Genomic DNA, 17,189 nt, shown 5'->3' on the forward strand with positions numbered 1-17,189 from the left:
CTCGATTGGTCCCGTTCACCCATGGGCAGGACGGTGGACGTCGTTGCACCGACCGACCCGAGCCCAGGGAGAAGCATGCGCACGTCATTCCGTCTGGGCGCCGCGGCACTGGCCGCGAGCGCCGTCACCGCGACGCTGGTGTCGACGGCCGCGTCGTCGGCCGCCCCGGCGCGCCCGGCAGCGGCCGAGCGGCCCGGTACCCACGCCACCCAGTTCGCCACGCCCACGGTCTTCGGCCACCGCGGCGCGGCCGGCTACCGGCCCGAGCACACCGCGATCGGCTACCGCCTCGGCGCGCAGATGGGGGCCGACTACCTCGAGCCCGACCTCGTGCCCACCAAGGACGGCGTGCTGGTCGACCGCCACGAGCCGGAGATCAGCCAGACCACGAACGTCGCGTCCCACCCCGAGTTCGCCGACCGCAAGCGGACGGTCACGATCGACGGGGCGAAGACGACGGGTTGGTTCACGTTCGACTTCACGCTCAAGGAGTTGCGGACGCTGCGCGCCGTCGAGCGCATCCCGGCCGTCAGGCAGCACAACACGCTCTACAACGGCATCGACCGCATCCCGACGTTCCAGGAGGACATCGACCAGGTGCGTGCCCTGTCGAAGGAGTACCACCGCACCATCGGCATCGTCCCGGAGATCAAGCACTCGACGTTCTTCCGCTCGATCGGCCTGCCGATGGAGGGCCGTTTCCTCGCCGTCATGCGCAAGAACGGTCTGCTCGCGAAACACCCGCGGACGCCCGCGGTGCTGCAGTCCTTCGAGGTGTCGAACCTGCAGTACATTCACCGGAAGGCGCCCGGCCTGCCGCTGGTGCAACTGACCTCCGCCACGGGCGCGCCGGCCGACTTCGTCGCCCAGGGCGACCCGCGCACCTACGCCGACATCACCTCGGCGCGCGGCCTGAAGCAGGTCGTCGCGAGGTACGCCACGTGGCTCGGCCCGGACAAGGCGCAGATCGTGCCCGTCGACGCCACGACCGGCAAGCTCACGACCCCGACGTCGCTGGTGACCGACGCCCACCGCGCCGGACTGAAGGTGGTGCCGTACACGTTCCGCAACGAGAACAGCTTCCTGCCGGCCGACTTCGACCGCGGCACGAACCCGTCCGACTACGGCAACGCGATCGGCGAGGACATCCTGTTCTTCGAGCTCGGCATCGACGGCATCTTCACCGACAACCCCGACACCGCCGTCGAGGCCCGTCGCCAGTGGATCGCCGAGGGACGCCCGCGCGCCTGACCCACTCCGCTTGTGGCGCCCTGACCTCGTATACCGGGTCAGGGCGCCAAAAGCGGTCGTGCCGGCGGGGTATCTCGCGGAGGTGCAGACGTTCCTGCCCGTGGCCGACTTCGCGAAGTCGGCCCGCATCCTCGACGACGCCCGCCTGGGCAAGCAACGCGTCGAGGCGTTCCAGATCATCCGCACCATCGACGGCGTGACCCGCGGCTGGCGCAACCACCCCGCCGCCCGCATGTGGCGCGGCTACGAACCCGCCCTGATCGAGTACGCCCTCGCCACCTGCGACGAGTGGGACCGCCGCGGCCACGCCGACTCCGTCCGCGTGAAGCTCGAGGCCCACGCCCGCGAACCCGGCCGCCACGTCTTCCTGCCCGACTGGTTCGGCGACGACAAGCTGCACGCCAGCCACCGCAGCAATCTGCTGCGCAAGAACCCGGAGTTCTACGGCAAGTACGGCTGGACCGACCCGTCCGACCTCCCCTACCACTGGCCCGCGTGACCCCTCCCTCCTCTCACAGAAGGCGGGACAGGGACGGAACGCAACGGCAGGGCGAGAGGCGACCAAGGGGAAGCGAGGACGGCGGGTGCGGTTCCGTCCGCGGGCCCAAGAAAATGAGTGCACGTCCACGACAGGCAGGGTGGTGCCCTACGCCCGCGGACGGGACCGCACCCGCCGTCCGTCCCCCGGAACAACGAAACGCCCCCTCCCAGCGAGGGGAGGGGGCGTTCCGGGTGAAGCAGGTGGACTCAGAAGTCCATGTCTCCGCCGGGCATCCCGCCACCGGCAGGCGCAGCGGCCTTCTCCGGCTTGTCGGCGACGACGGCCTCGGTGGTGAGGAAGAGCGCGGCGATCGAGGCCGCGTTCTGCAGCGCCGAGCGGGTGACCTTGGTCGGCTCGACGATGCCCTCCTTGAACATGTCGACGTACTCGCCGGTCGCGGCGTTGAGGCCGTGACCCGGCTCGAGGTTCAGCACCTTCTCGGACACGACGCCGCCCTCGAGGCCGGCGTTGATCGCGATCTGCTTCAGCGGGGCGAGCAGCGCGACCTTGACGATGTTGGCACCGGTGGCCTCGTCGCCCTTGAGGTCGAGCTTCTCGAACGCGGTGACGGTCGCGTTGGCCAGCGCCACGCCACCGCCGGGGAGCAGACCCTCTTCGACGGCCGCCTTGGCGTTGCGGACGGCGTCCTCGATGCGGTGCTTGCGCTCCTTGAGCTCGACCTCGGTGGCCGCGCCGACCTTGATGACGGCGACGCCGCCGGCCAGCTTGGCGAGGCGCTCCTGGAGCTTCTCGCGGTCGTAGTCGGAGTCCGACTTCTCGATCTCGGAGCGGATCTGGTTGACGCGACCCTGGATCTGGTCGGCCTCGCCCGCACCCTCGACGATGGTGGTCTCGTCCTTGGTGGTGGTGAACTTGCGCGCGCGGCCGAGCAGCTCGAGACCGGCGTTCTCCAGCTTCAGGCCGACGGTGTCGCTGATGACCTCGCCACCGGTCAGGATGGCGATGTCGGCGAGCATGGCCTTGCGGCGGTCGCCGAAGCCCGGGGCCTTGACGGCGACGGACTTGAAGGTGCCGCGGATCTTGTTCACGACGAGGGTCGCGAGGGCCTCACCCTCGACGTCCTCGGCGATGATCGCCAGCGGCTTGCCGGTCTGCATGACCTTCTCGAGCAGCGGCAGCATGTCCTTGACGTTGGAGATCTTGCCCTCGTGGATCAGGATGTACGGATCCTCGAGCTCGGTCTCCATGCGCTCGCTGTCGGTGACGAAGTAGGCGCTCAGGTGACCCTTGTCGAAGCGCATGCCCTCGGTGAGCTCGAGCTCGAGGCCGAAGGTGTTGCTCTCCTCGACGGTGATGACGCCTTCCTTGCCGACCTTGTCCATCGCCTCGGCGATGATCTCGCCGACGGTGGTGTCGGCGGCCGAGATGGAGGCGGTCGCGGCGATCTGCTCCTTGCCCTCGATCTCCTTGGCCTGGTTGCCCAGCACCTCGGAGACGGCGGCGGTGGCGGCCTCGATGCCGCGCTTGAGCGCCATCGGGTTCGCGCCGGCGGCGACGTTGCGCAGCCCCTCGCGCACGAGCGCCTGGGCGAGCACGGTGGCGGTGGTGGTGCCGTCGCCCGCGACGTCGTCGGTCTTCTTCGCGACCTCCTTGACGAGCTCGGCGCCGATCTTCTCGTACGGCTCCTCGAGCTCGATCTCCTTGGCGATCGAGACACCGTCGTTGGTGATCGTGGGGGCGCCCCACTTCTTCTCCAGGACGACGTTGCGGCCCTTCGGGCCGAGCGTCACCTTGACGGCGTCGGCGAGCTGGTTCATGCCACGCTCGAGGCCGCGGCGGGCCTCTTCGTCGAACGCGATCAATTTGGCCATTCGGTGGTCCTCACTTCAGGTTCGTGTGATGACGGGTCGGGTACCGGCGTGACAGTGCCCGCGACGGACGGCCCTGACTTCGGGCCTCACCGATCACCGGTTGGCACTCAGGGTAGCCGAGTGCCAATTCGAGTCTGGCACTCGGCCCTGGCGAGTGCAAGGTCGCGCGCGGCCCCGGCTCAGCGACCGGCGCGGACGGGGGCCGGGCGCGCCAGGCCCTGGTCGGCGACCATCGTCCGGTACAGCTCGTCGCTGGCGAGCAGCTCGTCGTGGGTCCCGGTCGCGCGGACCCGGCCGTCCTGCATGAGGACGATCAGATCGGCGCCGACGACGGTCGAGAGACGGTGCGCGACGGCGATCACCGGGATGCGCTCGGCGACCTCGCCGATGAGCTGACGGATCTCGGCCTCGGTGCGGGTGTCGAGCTGCGAGGTCACCTCGTCGAGCAGCAACAGCGACGGCCGGCGCAGCAGCGCCCGGGCGATGCTCATGCGCTGGCGCTCCCCGCCGGACAGGTCGTTGCCCCGGTGCCGCACGGGCAGATCGAGCGAGTGGACGCGTCGCGTGAGGCCCACCCGCTCGAGCACGCGCCAGATGCTGCGCTGCTCGACGGCTCCGGGTTCGCGGCCGTAGGTGAGGTTCGATCCCACCGTCCCGGCCAGGACCGGTGTCTCCTGCTCGACGTACGCGACGTGGTCGCGCAGCCGCTCGAGGTCCCAGTCGCCGAGAACCCGGCCCGCGACGCGGATCCGTCCGCCCTGGACAGCGTAGAAGCCCACGATCAGGCGCAGCAGGGTCGACTTGCCCGAACCGGACGGCCCGACGAGCGCGGTCAGCCCCGAGCCCGGCACCGCGAGATCGACCCCCCGCAACGTCGGCTCGCTCGCCTCGGGATAGGCGAATTCGACGCGCTCGAACTCCACGGCCGGCGCGGCGGCGTCGCCGGCCGTCAGCGGGCCCTTGTCGCCCGCGGCTCCGCCCGGCACCGCCTGCGGCTCGATTCCGGGCGCGACGAACTCGGCTTCCTGCTCGAACGACTCGGTCTCGGCGATGCGCTCGAGCGCCGCGCGGCCCGACTGGAGCGAGCTGACGGCCGCCGTGAGCTGCAGAACGGGCTGCGACAGCTGCATCGCGTAGAGCAGGAAGGCGACGAGGGTGGGCACCGACAGCTCGCCCGACTGGGCACGGAGCCCGCCGACGCCGAGCACGACGAGGAACGCCGCCTGCACGGTCAGCGCGGACGTCATCCCGGCCAGCGCCGTCCACCATGCGGCCCGGACACCGGAGTCGCGGGCGTCTGTGGCGCGGTCGCCGATCCGGTCCTCCTCGGCCTGTTCGGCGTTGGCGGCCTTCACGGTCGGGAAGGTCCCGAGCGCACGTTCGAGTTCGCTGCTGAGCCCACCGAGGTTGCGTTGCGTGCGGTGCGAGCTGCGCCGGATGCGCGGCATCACGGCGATCAGCGACGCGCAGAGCACGACCACGACGCCGAACGTCACCAGGAACAGCACCCAGTCGAGGTACAGCATCATCGCGACGGACCCGATCACGACGACCGTTCCGCTGACCGCCTGCACCACCGACTGCAGCGCGACCTGCCGCACCGACGCGCTGTCGGAGATGACCCGGGACATGAGCTCGCCCGGCTCCCGGCCGTGCATCTCACCGACCGACAGTCCGAGGACGCGGCGGATCATCGCGCGGCGGGTGCCGAGGACGACGTCCTCCGCGACGCGCAGCATGAGGAACTGGCCCCCGCCCTGGGCGAGGGCGGCGCCGACGACCGAGGCGACGAGCACCAGGACCGGTCCCTGCAGCGAGTGCGCCGTGCCCAGTGCCTCCAGCACCCATTGGGTGGCCAGCGGCTGGGCCAGGCCGACGACGGCCGAGATCACGAGCAGGACCAGCCCGACGACGAGGGCGATCCGGTTGTGGCGCAGGTGGTCGGCGACCAGCCGCAGTGACGCCCGCAGCCCGACGTCCTCGGCGCGGACGCCGCGGCCCGACGGTGCCTTCGCTGCGTCGCGCTCCTTCTCGCTCGTCGACGCGGCCGGTTCGGTCCTGGTACTCGCCTGGGCCGTGCCGGTCACCTCGTCGTGCGGACGGTCCGCGGCGGCCGGGGCGGGAGGGTCGACGAGCGCGGTGGCGACCGGCCCCGTCACCGGCGCGATCGGTGTCGGTGGTTCGGCGACCGGCGTGGGCGCGTCGGCGCCGAGCAGCGCGTCGCGCGCCCGCGCCTTGGCCGGCTCCGGCAGCAGCCGGGCGAGCGTGGCGCGGCGGTCGGCGACGGCGCGGTACACGCGCTCGGAGACTCCGCGCGGCAGCACCGTCAGCAGCGCGCCGAACACCGCGGTGGCCGGGAGCGAGCGCAGCAACCGGGCCAGCGCCTGTCCCGCGGAGTGCACGGCACCGTCCGGTTCGACGAGATGGAACGACCCCAGTGCCGTCCGCTCGTCGAGGTCGGGAAGCAGCGCGAGCGAGTCCTGCGTCGGCGCGGTGGCGAAGCGACGGCGCACATCCAGCCGCAGGAGCGTGACCACCGTCCACATGCAGAAGGCGCACTGCCTGTCGTAGAGGACCGTCCGCCGCGCGACGACGGCATCCGGACGGTCGGTCGGGGCGCTCACGGCATCTCCTCCGGTGGGGGCACAGCAGGAACGGAGGCGGGGTGGGGCCGCCGGTACGGCCGCCCCACCCCGCCGGGATCGCGAGCGGTCAGTCGATCGCCTGACCGAGCGCCGCGCCACCTGCGGCCGCGCCGACCAGACCGGCGCCGGCCGCGACGCCCGCGGCGATCGCCGCCGGTGTCGCGGTCACCGGCACGAGCGCGCCGAACTCGTGGATGGTGGTGCTGTCGGCGCGCAGGGCGGCGACCTCGACGTCCGCGTTGATGTGCTCTTCGATGTTCATACGTGTCTCCTTGATCCGTTGGGTGATGTGGGCGGTCGGGCGGTCAGTCGTCGTTCGCCTCTTCGACGGCGAAACCCGCACCGGCCGCGCCGGCCGCGAGGGTGACGCCGGCGGCCACGGCCACGGGCGTGGCCAGCACGGGCACGCTGCCGTGCAGCAGCTGGAATCCGGTCTGCGGCGTGAGATCGCGTTCGAGGTCCGGGGCGGTGTTGGCGTGGTCGGTCAGTCGGGACATGGTTCCTCCGAGAGTGAGAGGGACGTGGACCGGACGGTCCACGTCCGCGGATCAGGTCGGCTTGCTGGTGCGCCTGCTGTTCATCACGTAGACGGCCACGCCGACGATGGCGGCGATCACGAGTGCCGGTGTGATGGCGATGGTCAGGCTGTCGAAGATCAGCGTGAGGGCGACGCCGGCGATGACGAGGACGGCCACGAACGCGACGACGGCACCTATCACGACGGTGCTCCCATGGGTTTCTCCGTTCGGTACGAGGGACGGGGTCGACGCGGGGGACGGGGGCCCGCGTGCCGGCGGCACCGGGTCACGCGTCGGCATGCGCACGCCACGTCTCGTACGGCGACGCGAACAGGTACTCCGGCTCGATGTCGGGGTCGTAGCCGCCGGACCGGGCGACGAGGAACTGGAAGCCCGCCACCTCGCCGCCGACCGTGCCCGTCCGCCCTTCGTCGGCGACGACGCCCGCGACCAGGTCGCGCAACAGCCGGTAGCAGGGCAGCTCGACGACGCGGTCGTCGACGACGTCGAGCTGCGAGATGATCTCGTTGCAGATGTCGGAGATCGCCTTGTCGCGACGGCGATCGGGGAACCAGACGGTCTGCCCGAGCCGCCGCCGCTGCAGCGCCGTCGTCTCGCGCCACGCACTGACGTCACCGTCCTCACCCATGTGGCGGTGCAGGACACGGAAGTCGTGCATCGCCGGCTCGGGGGCGAAGAACCGCCAGTTGGGAATCACGGTGCCGGTGCGGTCCATACCGCGGAAGCGATCGAAGGCACGGTTCGGGTGCTGGCTCAGGCCGGTGACGACGAGCCAGCCGGTGAGCGAGGACGCGACGGCGAGATCGCGGGCGCGCACGGCCCGGGCGTTCATCGCGACACCGCCGGGTCCGCGCTCCCGGTACTCGGTGTGGTGTCCGGCAGCGATGCGACGAAGTCGCGGACGAGCCGGACGAGCGTGCCCGCGTGCGCGCGGTCGGTGAGGATGCTGTCGTGGTTCGCGCGGGCGATGACCTCGAACCGGCTCCCGGCCGCGCCCTGCCCGACCATCTCCTCGTGCAGCTCGCGCTGCACCTGCTCGGCCTGCACCGTCTTCGCGGCGCTGACGCCGAGGATCGGCACGGACAGTCGGGGCAGTGACGCGCCGCCACGGAAGTCGCGCAGCGTCGCCGCCCATTCGCGCCGACCCGCTCGCCACATCCGGCTGTCCCGGTACTGCGCGAGAGCGGCGGCCTGACCGTCCTGCGGCAGCGATCGCACCCAGTCGGGCACGGCCAGCAACGAGCCCGCGCCGAGGTCGAGCGACCGGGCGATCAGCGGGAACGTCTGCGACAGCGTGTCGGCGCCGGCCGACTGGCGCGGCGAGCGCTCGAGCTCCTCCGGGTGGCTGCTGTCGACGAGCACGACCGCGGCGACGTCGCTGCGGGCCACTGCGGCTGCGCGCATGGCGAGGTAACCGCCGAGCGAGTGCCCCACGAGCACGACGGGACGGCCGTCGGCGACGGCATCGACGAGCTCGACCGCGTGTGCGACGAGATCGCCCAGGACGAGCGCGGTGCCGGCGTCGGCCGTGCTGCCGCCGTACCCCGCACGGTGGTACGTGACGATCTCGGCCTGCGCGCCCAGCTCCTCGGCCACCCACCCCCAGTGCTCGGGTGTGGCCAGCAACGCGTTCTCGAAGACGTAGACCGGTCCGGGCGCGCCGACGGCGCCGGTGCGGCGGTAGCGCAGCCGGTTGCCGTCGGACGTCCGCAGCTCGGCCTCGTCGCCGTGGCCGACGAGCGTGGCCCGCCGGTTGCGCCGTCGCTGGACCACGGCCTGGGCGGCGACGGCCATGACGGCGAGACCGAACAGGCGCGGCACCGTGTCGTCGCGCGGGCCGCCTGCGTCCGCTGCGGTGCTGCCGCGTCGGCGCGCGGTGTAGGCCATCGCGGGGTGCATGGACAGGAACGACGGCACGAAGCGGCCGAGCGCCATGGTGCGGGCGATGCCGACGTGCATCGCGGTGACACCGAGCGTGTACGTCTTGACCAGGCGACCGCGGCCGAGATAGACGACCGGCGCCGCGCACTCGAGCGCGAGCACCGACGCCCCCACCGCTCTGGCCGCGAGCGGGAAACGGTGGGTCAGCCGCCACGTCCACTCGTCGCCGTACGTCATGGTGCGGGCGACGCCTTCGAGCGCGCGACCCTGCCGCCAACTCGGGCCGGCCAGTTTCGCCCACCCCGACACCGCGTACGACATCGTTCCCTGGATGCCGACGGCCCACAGGCAGGCGTCGGTGAGGGCCGGGCTGCGGCCCGACCGCGCCAGCGCTGCCGCCGCCTGCACCAGGAAGCTCACCTGGTCCGACCCGTCGGTGCCGTAGTGGTGGCGCGGGTGCAGCAGCAGCGAGCTGGCGGCCAGCGCGGTGTCGGCGACGAGACGCCGTCGGCGTCCTCCGGGCAGCAGCACCGCGGCGGCGGCGGCGAGGCGGGCGGCGTGCACCGCGGTCGTGGTCCGTTCGTCGCCGATCACCTCGAGCACGCGCCGCGCCGCCGGGGAGCGGAACGCCGACGAGTCCCGCGAGATGCGCCAGTTGTTCAGTCCCCCGGGGCGGCGGAACTGCGGTCGGGCCAGGTGCTCGGCGCTCGCCATGACATGGGTCAGCGCGCAGACGCGCTCCATGCGGGTCAGCGCCGTCGCACGATCGAGCGCGGGCGGAGCGAGCAACCGGGACACGTACTTCATGCGAATTCCCCTTTCGACGGGGTACGGCAATTCACCGATCGAGGGCAGGGTCGGACGGCACCGTCGGCTAGCGGTGCATTGTGCGAATGCGTCGGTCGCCGCGATGGGCTCTGCGCGCGACCAGGAGAATCAGAAGCCGGCCGTCACCGGGTTGTCTTTCGGAAAACGGCTACATATGTCGGGTCGAGCTGGTCGAAATGGCGTTGCGACCATTGCGAGGTCACCGAGACGACCGTCAGTCCGTGATCTCGAGCAAGCTCGACGAGCTCACCCGGCTCGATCAGGCGACTGAATTCGTGGGCCTGCCGAATGGTCCCGTCCTCCCACTGGTGCGAGAGCGACCACTGGGAGCCGTCGAGACGCGAGGTCGACAGCATGCCGTCGGGCAACCCCGGGATCTCGGTACGGAACGTGACGGTGTCCGACTGCCGGTGCAGCAACCTCACCCGTTGCGGACTGTGGGTCTCGACGACCACGAGACCGCCGGGTGCGACGGATCGCGCCATGCCGGCGAGCGTGCGCGCCTGCTCGGCCTCGCTCTGCAGCATCGACAGCGTCGCGCAGACGCAGTACGCCACCGCGACGGGAGGACTGGCCTGCCAGTGGCGCATGTCGCCGAGCTCGAGGTCGACGTCGACCGATTCGCGGTTCGCCCGGGCTCGTGCGAGCTGCAACAGGTGCGGCGACGAGTCGACGCCGACCACCCGGTCGCCGTGCCCGGCAAGGGCCACGGCTACGCGGCCCGTGCCGATACCGAACTCGGCGAATCCGTCGGCGGCGGTGGACGATTGCGCACCGAGCGCGCGCAGGAAATCCACGACGACCCGTGCGCCGGCCGGCGGGAACAGGACGTCGTAGACCTCGGCGAATTGCTCGCCGTATTCGACGCTCTGCTCTCGCCAGCGAATTCGCGGCACGCCCGGAAGCGCGTCGAGAACACCTGTCATGGCTCCCCAACCCCGACGACCACAATTCAACGGTCATCTCACAGGCCCGACCGACTCGGGCACCTAAGACCAATGACGTGATTCCGGCCCGCCGAACAAAACGGGCACACAGCAGACCGTAAGAGTGATCGGCGCTACACACTATGGATCTTGCGTGAGCAACTAGTCCCGCGTGTGAAGCGTGACGGTCGCGGGGCTGTGGAACCCGAGATTGCCGTTCCACCCGCCGACGGCGTACGAGAAGTCGCGGCCGCCGAAGCGCCGTGCGAGTTCGGCGACGACAGCAGCCCCCTCGAGCGTGCCGAGCGCGACGCCGATGCAGTGGTAGACGCCGTGCCCGAACGACAGCGTGCCGCCGCGTCCGCGGTCGGGATTCCACTGCGTCGGATCGACGAACGCGCGCGGGTCCCGGTTGCCCGCGGCCAGGCACAGCAGCACGCCCTGGCCGGTGCGCAGGCTCAGACCCTCGACGGTCACGGGTTCGACGACCGTGCGGCGCGCGAACGGCACCGGGGTGAACAGCCGGATGGCTTCGGCGAAGGCCGCGGCGGGGTCGACGGCGCCGGTGGCCACACGCTGCAGCTCGTCCGGCCGCCCGAGCATCACCGTCATCGCATTCGCGATGCCGGTGATCACGGTGTCGACGCCCGCCATGAGCAACAGCACGAGCAACTCGCAGGCATCACCGACCGACACCGTGCCCGCGTGGATGGCGCGAGCGAGTCGCTCACCGAGACTGCCCACGACCGCCGACCGAGTGGTCAGCAGTTCGTGCAGATAAGCGCGTAACTGCGCAAAGCCGGACCGGCCGATCGGTACCCCGTCGTCCCCGCCGGTGGAGGGGAAGCTGCGGCACAGCTCGCACAGCAGACCGGCGGCCTGCTCCGCCAGCCAGTCGTGATCGCCGTCCGGCACTCCGATGAGAACCGCCGCCACCAACGGCGGCAGTCGCGCCGCGACCTCGCCGACCAGCTCCACGGTGCCCGCATCACCGGCCGCGTCGAACAATCGGGCCGTTAGCGCGTACGTCGGCCGGGCCAACGCGGCGACCGTCGCCGGCACGAAGTGCGCCGACAGCACAGCCTTCAGGGCGGCGTGCTCCCGGCGCGGGCGGAAGAACAGGTTGTTGGAGAAGAAGTCGACGAACTCTGGATTGTCGACGCGCGCCTGCGCCGGGAAGTCGGCCTGGCCCATCGACAGCGCACCGGACGCGGCGAGCCGCTTGATCAGCACGTGGTCGGACACCACCACTTCGTCGCCGATGCGCAGCACCGGGACGTCGACCGGCAACCGGGTGAACAACTCGGTGGCCTGCTCGCCGCGGTACGTGCGGTCGACGAAGAACCTGCCGACGAGCCGACCCGCCGTCGCGACGTCCATCGCGCCCGCCCCTCGGTCATGATCGAATCCGTGCCGGCTGTGGTAGACCTCCACCGTGCTCTCGATCTCCGATCTGTACAAGGCGTACGGATCGACCAAGGCGCTGTCCGGGGTCTCGCTCGAGGTCCGTCCCGGCGAGATGGTCGGCTTCGTCGGTTCCAACGGTGCCGGCAAGTCGACGACGATGCGCATCGCCATGGGTCTGCTGGCCGCCGACTCCGGCTCGGTGCGGTGGCGCGACGAGCCGGTGAGTTTCGCCGTCCGCCGGCGCTTCGGCTACATGCCGGAGGAGCGGGGGCTCTACCCCAAGATGCGAGTCGTCGAGCAGGTGGCGTTCTTCGGCCGGTTGCGCGGCATGAGCCCGGCGGACGCCGACCGGGCCGCCGCCGCGCTCGTCGACCAGATGTCGATCAAGGCCGAACCCCGCGACTTCGTGCAGGCCCTGTCGCTGGGCAATCAGCAGCGGGTGCAGCTCGCCGCCGCGCTGGTGCACGACCCGGAACTGCTGATCCTCGACGAACCGTTCTCCGGTCTCGACCCGGTCGGCGTCGACACCATGGCCGAGGTGCTGGTCGAGCGTCGTCGCCGGGGGGTGGGCGTGCTGTTCTCCAGCCACCAGCTCGAACTCGTCGAGCGGTTGTGCGATCGCGTCGTCATCGTCCGCGGTGGGCGACTCGTCGCGTCGGGCACGTTGGACGAGCTGCGCGGCCCGGCCGCCCGCGAGGCGCTCGAGGTGGTCGTCCACGGTTCGCCGCAGTGGCCGGACGGAGTGCGGGTCACCGCGCACGACGGGCCCGCCTGGACGCTCGCGCTCGACGACCCGTCCGACGACCAGACGGTGCTCGCCGCCGCCACCGCCGCCGGACGCGTCGAGCGGTTCGGCTGGCGGCAACCGTCCCTGAGCGAGCTGTATCGCGAGGTCGTCGCGACCGACGCCCCGGAGGTCGCGGCATGAGCGGCGCGATCGCACTCATCGCGCGGCGGGAGGTGGTGAGCCGCTTCCAGCAGAAGGGCTTCCGCATCGGTTTCCTGCTCTCGCTGGCCATCGTCGTGCTCGTCTGCGTGCTGCCGGGCCTGTTCGGCGGCGACGACGACAAGGGCCCGACCCGCTACGACGTGGGCGTGACGGCACAGTCGGCGTCGCTGGCGACGGCGTTGCGGGCGTCCGGTGACCCACGGTTCACCGTCCGCACGGTCGCCGCCGCCGACGCCCGCTCGCAGGTCTCGGACGGAGACCTCGACGCGGTACTCGTGACGCCCGAGCGGCTGGTCGCGAAGACGTCGGGGGCGGGGGTGGTGGGGGCCGTCCGCGCCGCCGTCGCGAAGGCGGCCGTCACGCGGGAGCTGGCCCGCGCGGGCGTCGGCGCGTCCGAGGCGCAGCGGGTGCTGAACCCGCCGGCCTTGGCCGTCACGACCACCGAACCGGCGTCGGACGGGCAACGGCAGGCCATCGGCATCATCACCGTCATCGTCCTGTTCGGGCAGCTGACCACGTTCTGCACGTGGGTCGCGATGGGCGTCGTCGAGGAGAAGGCGAGCCGGGTCGTCGAGCTGCTGCTGTCGGCGATCCGTCCGCTGCAACTGCTCACCGGGAAGCTGCTCGGCATCGGCATCCTCGCGGCGGCCCAGACGTTGGCGATCGGCGTCGTCGCCGTGGTGGCCGGCACCGCGTCGGGCACGATCGACATCCCCGCGTCGGCCGTCCTCGTCATCGTGTCCGGCTTCGTGTTCTTCCTGCTCGGCTTCGCGTTGTTCGCATCGCTGGCCGCGGCTCTCGGCTCGACGGTCTCGCGGCAGGAGGAGGTGTCGGGCGTGCTCGCACCCGTCACCATCTCCCTGCTGGTCTGCTACGGCGCCAGCTTCGCGGCCACGTCGAACCCCGACTCGACCCTCGCCCGGCTGGCCTCGATCGTCCCGCCGTTCTCGTGCATCGCGATGCCCGGACGGGTCGCCCGCGGTGGCGTGCCGTTGCTCGACCTCGCGCTCGCCGTTGCCCTGCTCGCTCTGGTGGCGGCCGGATTGCTGTACGTGGCCGGACGCATCTACCGGGCCTCGGTGCTGCACAGTGGCACGCGCGTCTCGCTCGTGCGGGCCTGGCGCGGCGAGGCGGTCGCGGACATCGCGTGACCGGTCCGCTCGCGACGCGCGTCGCCGACCCCGTCGTCGATCCCGTCGCCGAGTCCTGAAACCAAACCGACCCGGACCGCATCGCGGCCCGGGTCGGAGAGTGTGTGTTCTGTGGTGTCAGCCGACGAGGCGGACGGCGTCGGCCTGCGGGCCCTTCGGACCCTGGACGACCTCGAACTCGACGCGCTGGTTCTCGTCGAGGCTCTTGTAACCGTCGGCCTGGATGGCCGAGTAGTGGACGAAGACGTCCTGGCCATCGTCCACGGCGATGAAGCCGTAGCCCTTCTCGGCGTTGAACCACTTCACGGTGCCCTGTGCCACGTGCACTCCTTGCATTCCCTGATGGGCCGGTCCGGAGTACCGCACCTCGCGGCTCCGGGGTCTTCGTTCCTTCGACTCCAGCAGGGTTCTGCCGTACACGTCCAGAATTCGACCGCCGCGGACGCTACCGCCGGTTCCGCCATGCAATCAAGGACCGTTTCACAACTCGCTAACGCGTGAACGTCAGCGTCGTCGATCCCTTGCGCAGCGTGAGGATTTGCTCGCGCACCGACCAATTGAGGGTTCCGGTCAGCGCCTCGTCAGCCAGGCGCGCGACACCGCCCGAAAGACAGTCCCGTTCACCACGCCGGTCGATGGTCAGCTCGACCGGGTCGGTGCGGTAGATGCCGCTGCGCGGGGAGCACGTTCCGGTCAAGGTCAACCGCCCGCCCGACAGGGTGAGCACGACCCCCGTGTTCGACCCGCCCTGACCGCTGGAACTGCCGGCGTCATCCTGCTCGGCACTCTGCAAGCGCCACCTGCCCGTCGGGGCGGACTCGTTCGCGCGGGTGAAGACGAATGTTCGCGCACCGTCGCGCAATCTCAGGCTCGAACTCTGTACCGACCACGCCAGGGTGCCGTCACTCGTGGCGCCGTAGAGGTCGGATGCCGGGCCGCCGCCGTCGCCGCACGCGGCCTGCGCGCCGCTGGACTTCAGCACGATGCGGTCGCCGGTGACCCGGTACGCGCTGCCGCGTGGCACGCACGTGCCATAGACGACCGCGCGACCCGCCTCGAGTTTCAGAGCAACTCCCACCTCGACAGGCGCGATACCTGCGGAATCCTCGATGCCGTTGAGATTCCAGACGCCAATCAGGCGTTCGGCGGGATCCGACGGTCGTCCCGTCAGGACCAGCGACAACCCCTGGGCCCCGCCGCCACCGACTATCAAGCGGCCGTCCGCGATGTGCCACGACGCCGCACTGGGCAGGATGCTCACTACCGGCTCCGCGCACGTGCCCTTCAGCGACGGAAGACTGATCGTGCCAACACCGATTTGCGCATTTCCGCGTAATACACCGCACCGCACGACGAGCTCGTACGTGGTCAGGGTCGGGAACCGCAGGGTGACGGGCTGATCGGCCGCCTTCCCCGCGATCGACGTCAACCGCCAGGTGGGACCCACCAGGCGTGACGGGTCGACAGCGGGGAAGAACCGCGGAACCCAGCGGTATCCGAGCGTGCCGCCCTGCCCCTGCAGCGTGAGACGGTCTCCGTCGACCTTCCAGGTGAACGGGTTCTCGAGAATCGAGCTGATCGCTCCGAGCGCGGTCCCGCCCGCGCACGCCGAGTTCGAGTCGTAGGTGCCCGGCCGAGCACGTTCGCCGACGACGGTCAAACGGACCTCCCGGTCGGCGCAGGTGTCGTTGTAGGTCATCCGTCCTTTGCGCACCTGCAAGGTCGGCCCGTTCGGGAAAGTCTGCGTCGACATGCCCTTCGGCGTCACGGATGCCAACCGCCACACGGTGTCGGTGAAGGTAGGAACGTCCGCCGTCGGGGCGGCGAGCTGGGGGGCCTTCGTGGCGCGCAGCGTCCGTCCGCTCCCGACGAGCGTGGCGTGCTCACCGTCGACGGTGACGTTCAGCGGTCGTTCGAAGATCCGTCCGAAGTAGGGGTCGTAGGTGTCCGTGCAGTTCTTCGAGCGGTCGGACAGGTCGTCGACCGCGAGGCGGTTGCCGTCGATCCGTGCCCTGCCGCCGATCAGCGAGCACTCGTCGTCGGCGACCAGCCGGCCGTCCCGTCCGATGACGAACGTCGATGCCCCGCCGCCGTCGAGCTTCCACACCGGGCCGACGAGGCCGGCGGCGCTCTGCTGGTCGTCCTTCGCGCCGCGCAGGGCGAGCACCCCGGCGACGACGAGCGTTACCACGGCCACTGCGGCCGCGATCGGGAGCAGCACGCGCCGCCGTCCGCCGGTGATGCGGTCGAGGTCCGGCTCGGTGTAGCGGGCGTTCTCGTCGCGCCACGCGGATCCCGCGTCGCGCAACCGGTCGTCGAGGTACTTCATGATCCGTCCTCCAGGAGTGCGCGCAGTCGGGCGCGCGCGTCGTGCAGGGTCGACTTGACCGTCCCGACCGAGCAGCCCATGGCGTGCGCGGTGTCGGCGACGTCGAGTCCGACGAAGTAGTGCAGCTCGACCGCGAGCCGCTGCCGGTCGGCGAGCCGGGCGACCGCGCGTTCGAGGTCGAGGTCGCGCACCCGGTCGTCGACGCCGCGGTCGGGCAGGTCGGCGGTGTCGTCGACCAGCTGCAGGTGGCGTTGCCGGCGCCGCCGCGCCGACCGCGCCTGGTCGGCGGTGATCGCGAGCAGCCAGGTGGTGGGCGTGCCCCGCTCGGGGTCGAAGTGCCCCCGCTTGCGCCACGCACGGGTCAGCGCGTCCTGCACGACGTCGTCGGGGTCCGCGTCCGGCGCGAGGCGGCGCGCCAGGCGGGTCATGGCCAGCAGGGACGGCCCGACCCAGCGCGCGAAGCCGGCCGGATCGTCCGGCACCGCCTCCCGCACCGGCGCCGCCTCCCGCGAGATCACGTCCACACCCTGTCTACGTCCGCCCGTCCCGTCCAGGTTGGGTGCGCCTACGACTCAGTTCAGCCGGCCGGCCGCAGCCAGCAGCCTCGCGCGATCACCTTTGCGCCCGAACCGGTCGACGCCCGCTCCCGGCGATCACGTCTGCACCCACAGTTGCCGGTTCGCGGCCCGAAAGCGGCAATATCGCGCGCAAACCTGATCGGCCGCCGCGGCAATTAGCAGGGTGCGTCCGAACGCGCATGACAGTCGTCCACAGGTCGGCGGCCGTCCACAGCGACGTCGCGAGCTCGCCGGCCGGCCGTCCATGTCGAGTGCACTCCCGGAATGGCCCTGTCCCCCGATCACGTTCTCCCGTCGCCGGGTCGCTTCGGCCCCCTACAACCGGCGAACCG

General features: G+C 71.1%; 16 protein-coding genes. 4 read left to right on the top strand and 12 right to left on the bottom strand.

Annotated elements, in window-relative coordinates; genetic code table 11:
• The first annotated feature begins 75 nt into the window (after nt 1-75).
• Nucleotides 76-1,251: a glycerophosphodiester phosphodiesterase gene (locus tag ACYVP9_RS09530; protein WP_460604551.1), complete on the top strand. Its 1,176-nt coding sequence runs from the start codon at nt 76-78 to the stop codon at nt 1,249-1,251.
• A gap of 58 nt (nt 1,252-1,309) precedes the next feature.
• On the top strand, nt 1,310-1,750 hold the full coding sequence (locus ACYVP9_RS09535; RefSeq protein WP_460604552.1) for an MSMEG_6728 family protein: 441 nt from the start codon (nt 1,310-1,312) through the stop codon (nt 1,748-1,750).
• 248 nt (nt 1,751-1,998) lie between these two features.
• Here the strand turns inward: ACYVP9_RS09535 and groL are convergent, their stop codons facing one another.
• The 9 genes from groL to ACYVP9_RS09580 form a co-directional block, all read right to left on the bottom strand.
• A complete protein-coding gene (gene groL, locus ACYVP9_RS09540; protein ID WP_460604553.1) occupies nt 1,999-3,624 on the bottom strand; it encodes a chaperonin GroEL in 1,626 nt (541 codons plus the stop codon).
• Between the two features lie 179 nt (nt 3,625-3,803).
• Nucleotides 3,804-6,248: an ABC transporter transmembrane domain-containing protein gene (locus tag ACYVP9_RS09545; protein ID WP_460604554.1), complete on the bottom strand. Its 2,445-nt coding sequence runs from the start codon at nt 6,246-6,248 to the stop codon at nt 3,804-3,806.
• Between the two features lie 88 nt (nt 6,249-6,336).
• On the bottom strand, nt 6,337-6,531 hold the full coding sequence (locus tag ACYVP9_RS09550) for a hypothetical protein (RefSeq protein ID WP_460604555.1): 195 nt from the start codon (nt 6,529-6,531) through the stop codon (nt 6,337-6,339).
• A gap of 43 nt (nt 6,532-6,574) precedes the next feature.
• Nucleotides 6,575-6,766, bottom strand: coding sequence for a hypothetical protein (locus ACYVP9_RS09555; protein WP_460604556.1), 192 nt, complete (start codon nt 6,764-6,766; stop codon nt 6,575-6,577).
• 51 nt (nt 6,767-6,817) lie between these two features.
• The gene (locus ACYVP9_RS09560) at nt 6,818-6,988 is read right to left on the bottom strand and encodes a hypothetical protein (RefSeq protein ID WP_460604557.1); all 171 of its coding nucleotides are present in this window, start codon (nt 6,986-6,988) and stop codon (nt 6,818-6,820) included.
• Between the two features lie 85 nt (nt 6,989-7,073).
• A complete protein-coding gene (locus ACYVP9_RS09565; protein WP_460604558.1) occupies nt 7,074-7,640 on the bottom strand; it encodes a hypothetical protein in 567 nt (188 codons plus the stop codon).
• Entirely contained in the window at nt 7,637-9,496 is a 1,860-nt protein-coding gene (locus ACYVP9_RS09570) for an alpha/beta fold hydrolase (RefSeq protein ID WP_460604559.1), read from the bottom strand. The genes ACYVP9_RS09565 and ACYVP9_RS09570 overlap by 4 nt, the downstream gene beginning before the upstream one ends.
• 143 nt (nt 9,497-9,639) lie before the next feature.
• Complete coding sequence (locus ACYVP9_RS09575) at nt 9,640-10,443, bottom strand: class I SAM-dependent DNA methyltransferase (protein WP_460604560.1); 804 nt, start codon at nt 10,441-10,443, stop codon at nt 9,640-9,642.
• A 162-nt stretch (nt 10,444-10,605) separates the two neighbouring features.
• On the bottom strand, nt 10,606-11,823 hold the full coding sequence (locus tag ACYVP9_RS09580; RefSeq protein ID WP_460604561.1) for a cytochrome P450: 1,218 nt from the start codon (nt 11,821-11,823) through the stop codon (nt 10,606-10,608).
• Nucleotides 11,824-11,878: 55 nt separating this feature from the next.
• Between ACYVP9_RS09580 and ACYVP9_RS09585 the strand changes: the two genes are divergently transcribed.
• Together ACYVP9_RS09585 and ACYVP9_RS09590 are read left to right on the top strand one after the other, a co-directional pair.
• Nucleotides 11,879-12,778 carry an ABC transporter ATP-binding protein gene (locus ACYVP9_RS09585; protein WP_460604562.1) on the top strand — a complete coding sequence of 300 codons (900 nt, stop codon included), beginning with the start codon at nt 11,879-11,881 and terminating at the stop codon, nt 12,776-12,778.
• On the top strand, nt 12,775-13,950 hold the full coding sequence (locus ACYVP9_RS09590; protein ID WP_460604563.1) for an ABC transporter permease: 1,176 nt from the start codon (nt 12,775-12,777) through the stop codon (nt 13,948-13,950). Before ACYVP9_RS09585 ends, ACYVP9_RS09590 begins: the two co-directional genes overlap by 4 nt.
• 117 nt (nt 13,951-14,067) lie before the next feature.
• Here ACYVP9_RS09590 and ACYVP9_RS09595 read toward each other — a convergent pair whose 3' ends face one another.
• The 3 genes from ACYVP9_RS09595 to ACYVP9_RS09605 all read right to left on the bottom strand — a co-directional run bounded on the left by ACYVP9_RS09595 (nt 14,068) and on the right by ACYVP9_RS09605 (nt 16,797).
• Nucleotides 14,068-14,271: a cold-shock protein gene (locus tag ACYVP9_RS09595; protein ID WP_460604564.1), complete on the bottom strand. Its 204-nt coding sequence runs from the start codon at nt 14,269-14,271 to the stop codon at nt 14,068-14,070.
• A 169-nt stretch (nt 14,272-14,440) separates the two neighbouring features.
• On the bottom strand, nt 14,441-16,279 hold the full coding sequence (locus tag ACYVP9_RS09600) for an META domain-containing protein (protein WP_460604565.1): 1,839 nt from the start codon (nt 16,277-16,279) through the stop codon (nt 14,441-14,443).
• Entirely contained in the window at nt 16,276-16,797 is a 522-nt protein-coding gene (locus ACYVP9_RS09605; RefSeq protein ID WP_460604566.1) for an RNA polymerase sigma factor, read from the bottom strand. Before ACYVP9_RS09605 ends, ACYVP9_RS09600 begins: the two co-directional genes overlap by 4 nt.
• Between the last annotated feature and the right edge of the window lie 392 nt (nt 16,798-17,189).

The sequence above is a fragment of the Jatrophihabitans fulvus genome (assembly GCF_054781375.1).

What these genes read in the sequence shown, in the direction of transcription:
- ACYVP9_RS09530 (WP_460604551.1), top strand. Translation starts at nt 76, where the DNA reads ATGCGCACGTCATTCCGTCTGGGCGCCGCGGCACTGGCCGCGAGCGCC.
- groL (WP_460604553.1), bottom strand. Translation starts at nt 3,624, where the DNA reads ATGGCCAAATTGATCGCGTTCGACGAAGAGGCCCGCCGCGGCCTCGAG.
- ACYVP9_RS09550 (WP_460604555.1), bottom strand. Translation starts at nt 6,531, where the DNA reads ATGAACATCGAAGAGCACATCAACGCGGACGTCGAGGTCGCCGCCCTG.
- ACYVP9_RS09555 (WP_460604556.1), bottom strand. Translation starts at nt 6,766, where the DNA reads ATGTCCCGACTGACCGACCACGCCAACACCGCCCCGGACCTCGAACGC.
- ACYVP9_RS09565 (WP_460604558.1), bottom strand. Translation starts at nt 7,640, where the DNA reads ATGAACGCCCGGGCCGTGCGCGCCCGCGATCTCGCCGTCGCGTCCTCG.
- ACYVP9_RS09570 (WP_460604559.1), bottom strand. Translation starts at nt 9,496, where the DNA reads ATGAAGTACGTGTCCCGGTTGCTCGCTCCGCCCGCGCTCGATCGTGCG.
- ACYVP9_RS09575 (WP_460604560.1), bottom strand. Translation starts at nt 10,443, where the DNA reads ATGACAGGTGTTCTCGACGCGCTTCCGGGCGTGCCGCGAATTCGCTGG.
- ACYVP9_RS09580 (WP_460604561.1), bottom strand. Translation starts at nt 11,823, where the DNA reads ATGGACGTCGCGACGGCGGGTCGGCTCGTCGGCAGGTTCTTCGTCGAC.
- ACYVP9_RS09590 (WP_460604563.1), top strand. Translation starts at nt 12,775, where the DNA reads ATGAGCGGCGCGATCGCACTCATCGCGCGGCGGGAGGTGGTGAGCCGC.
- ACYVP9_RS09600 (WP_460604565.1), bottom strand. Translation starts at nt 16,279, where the DNA reads ATGAAGTACCTCGACGACCGGTTGCGCGACGCGGGATCCGCGTGGCGC.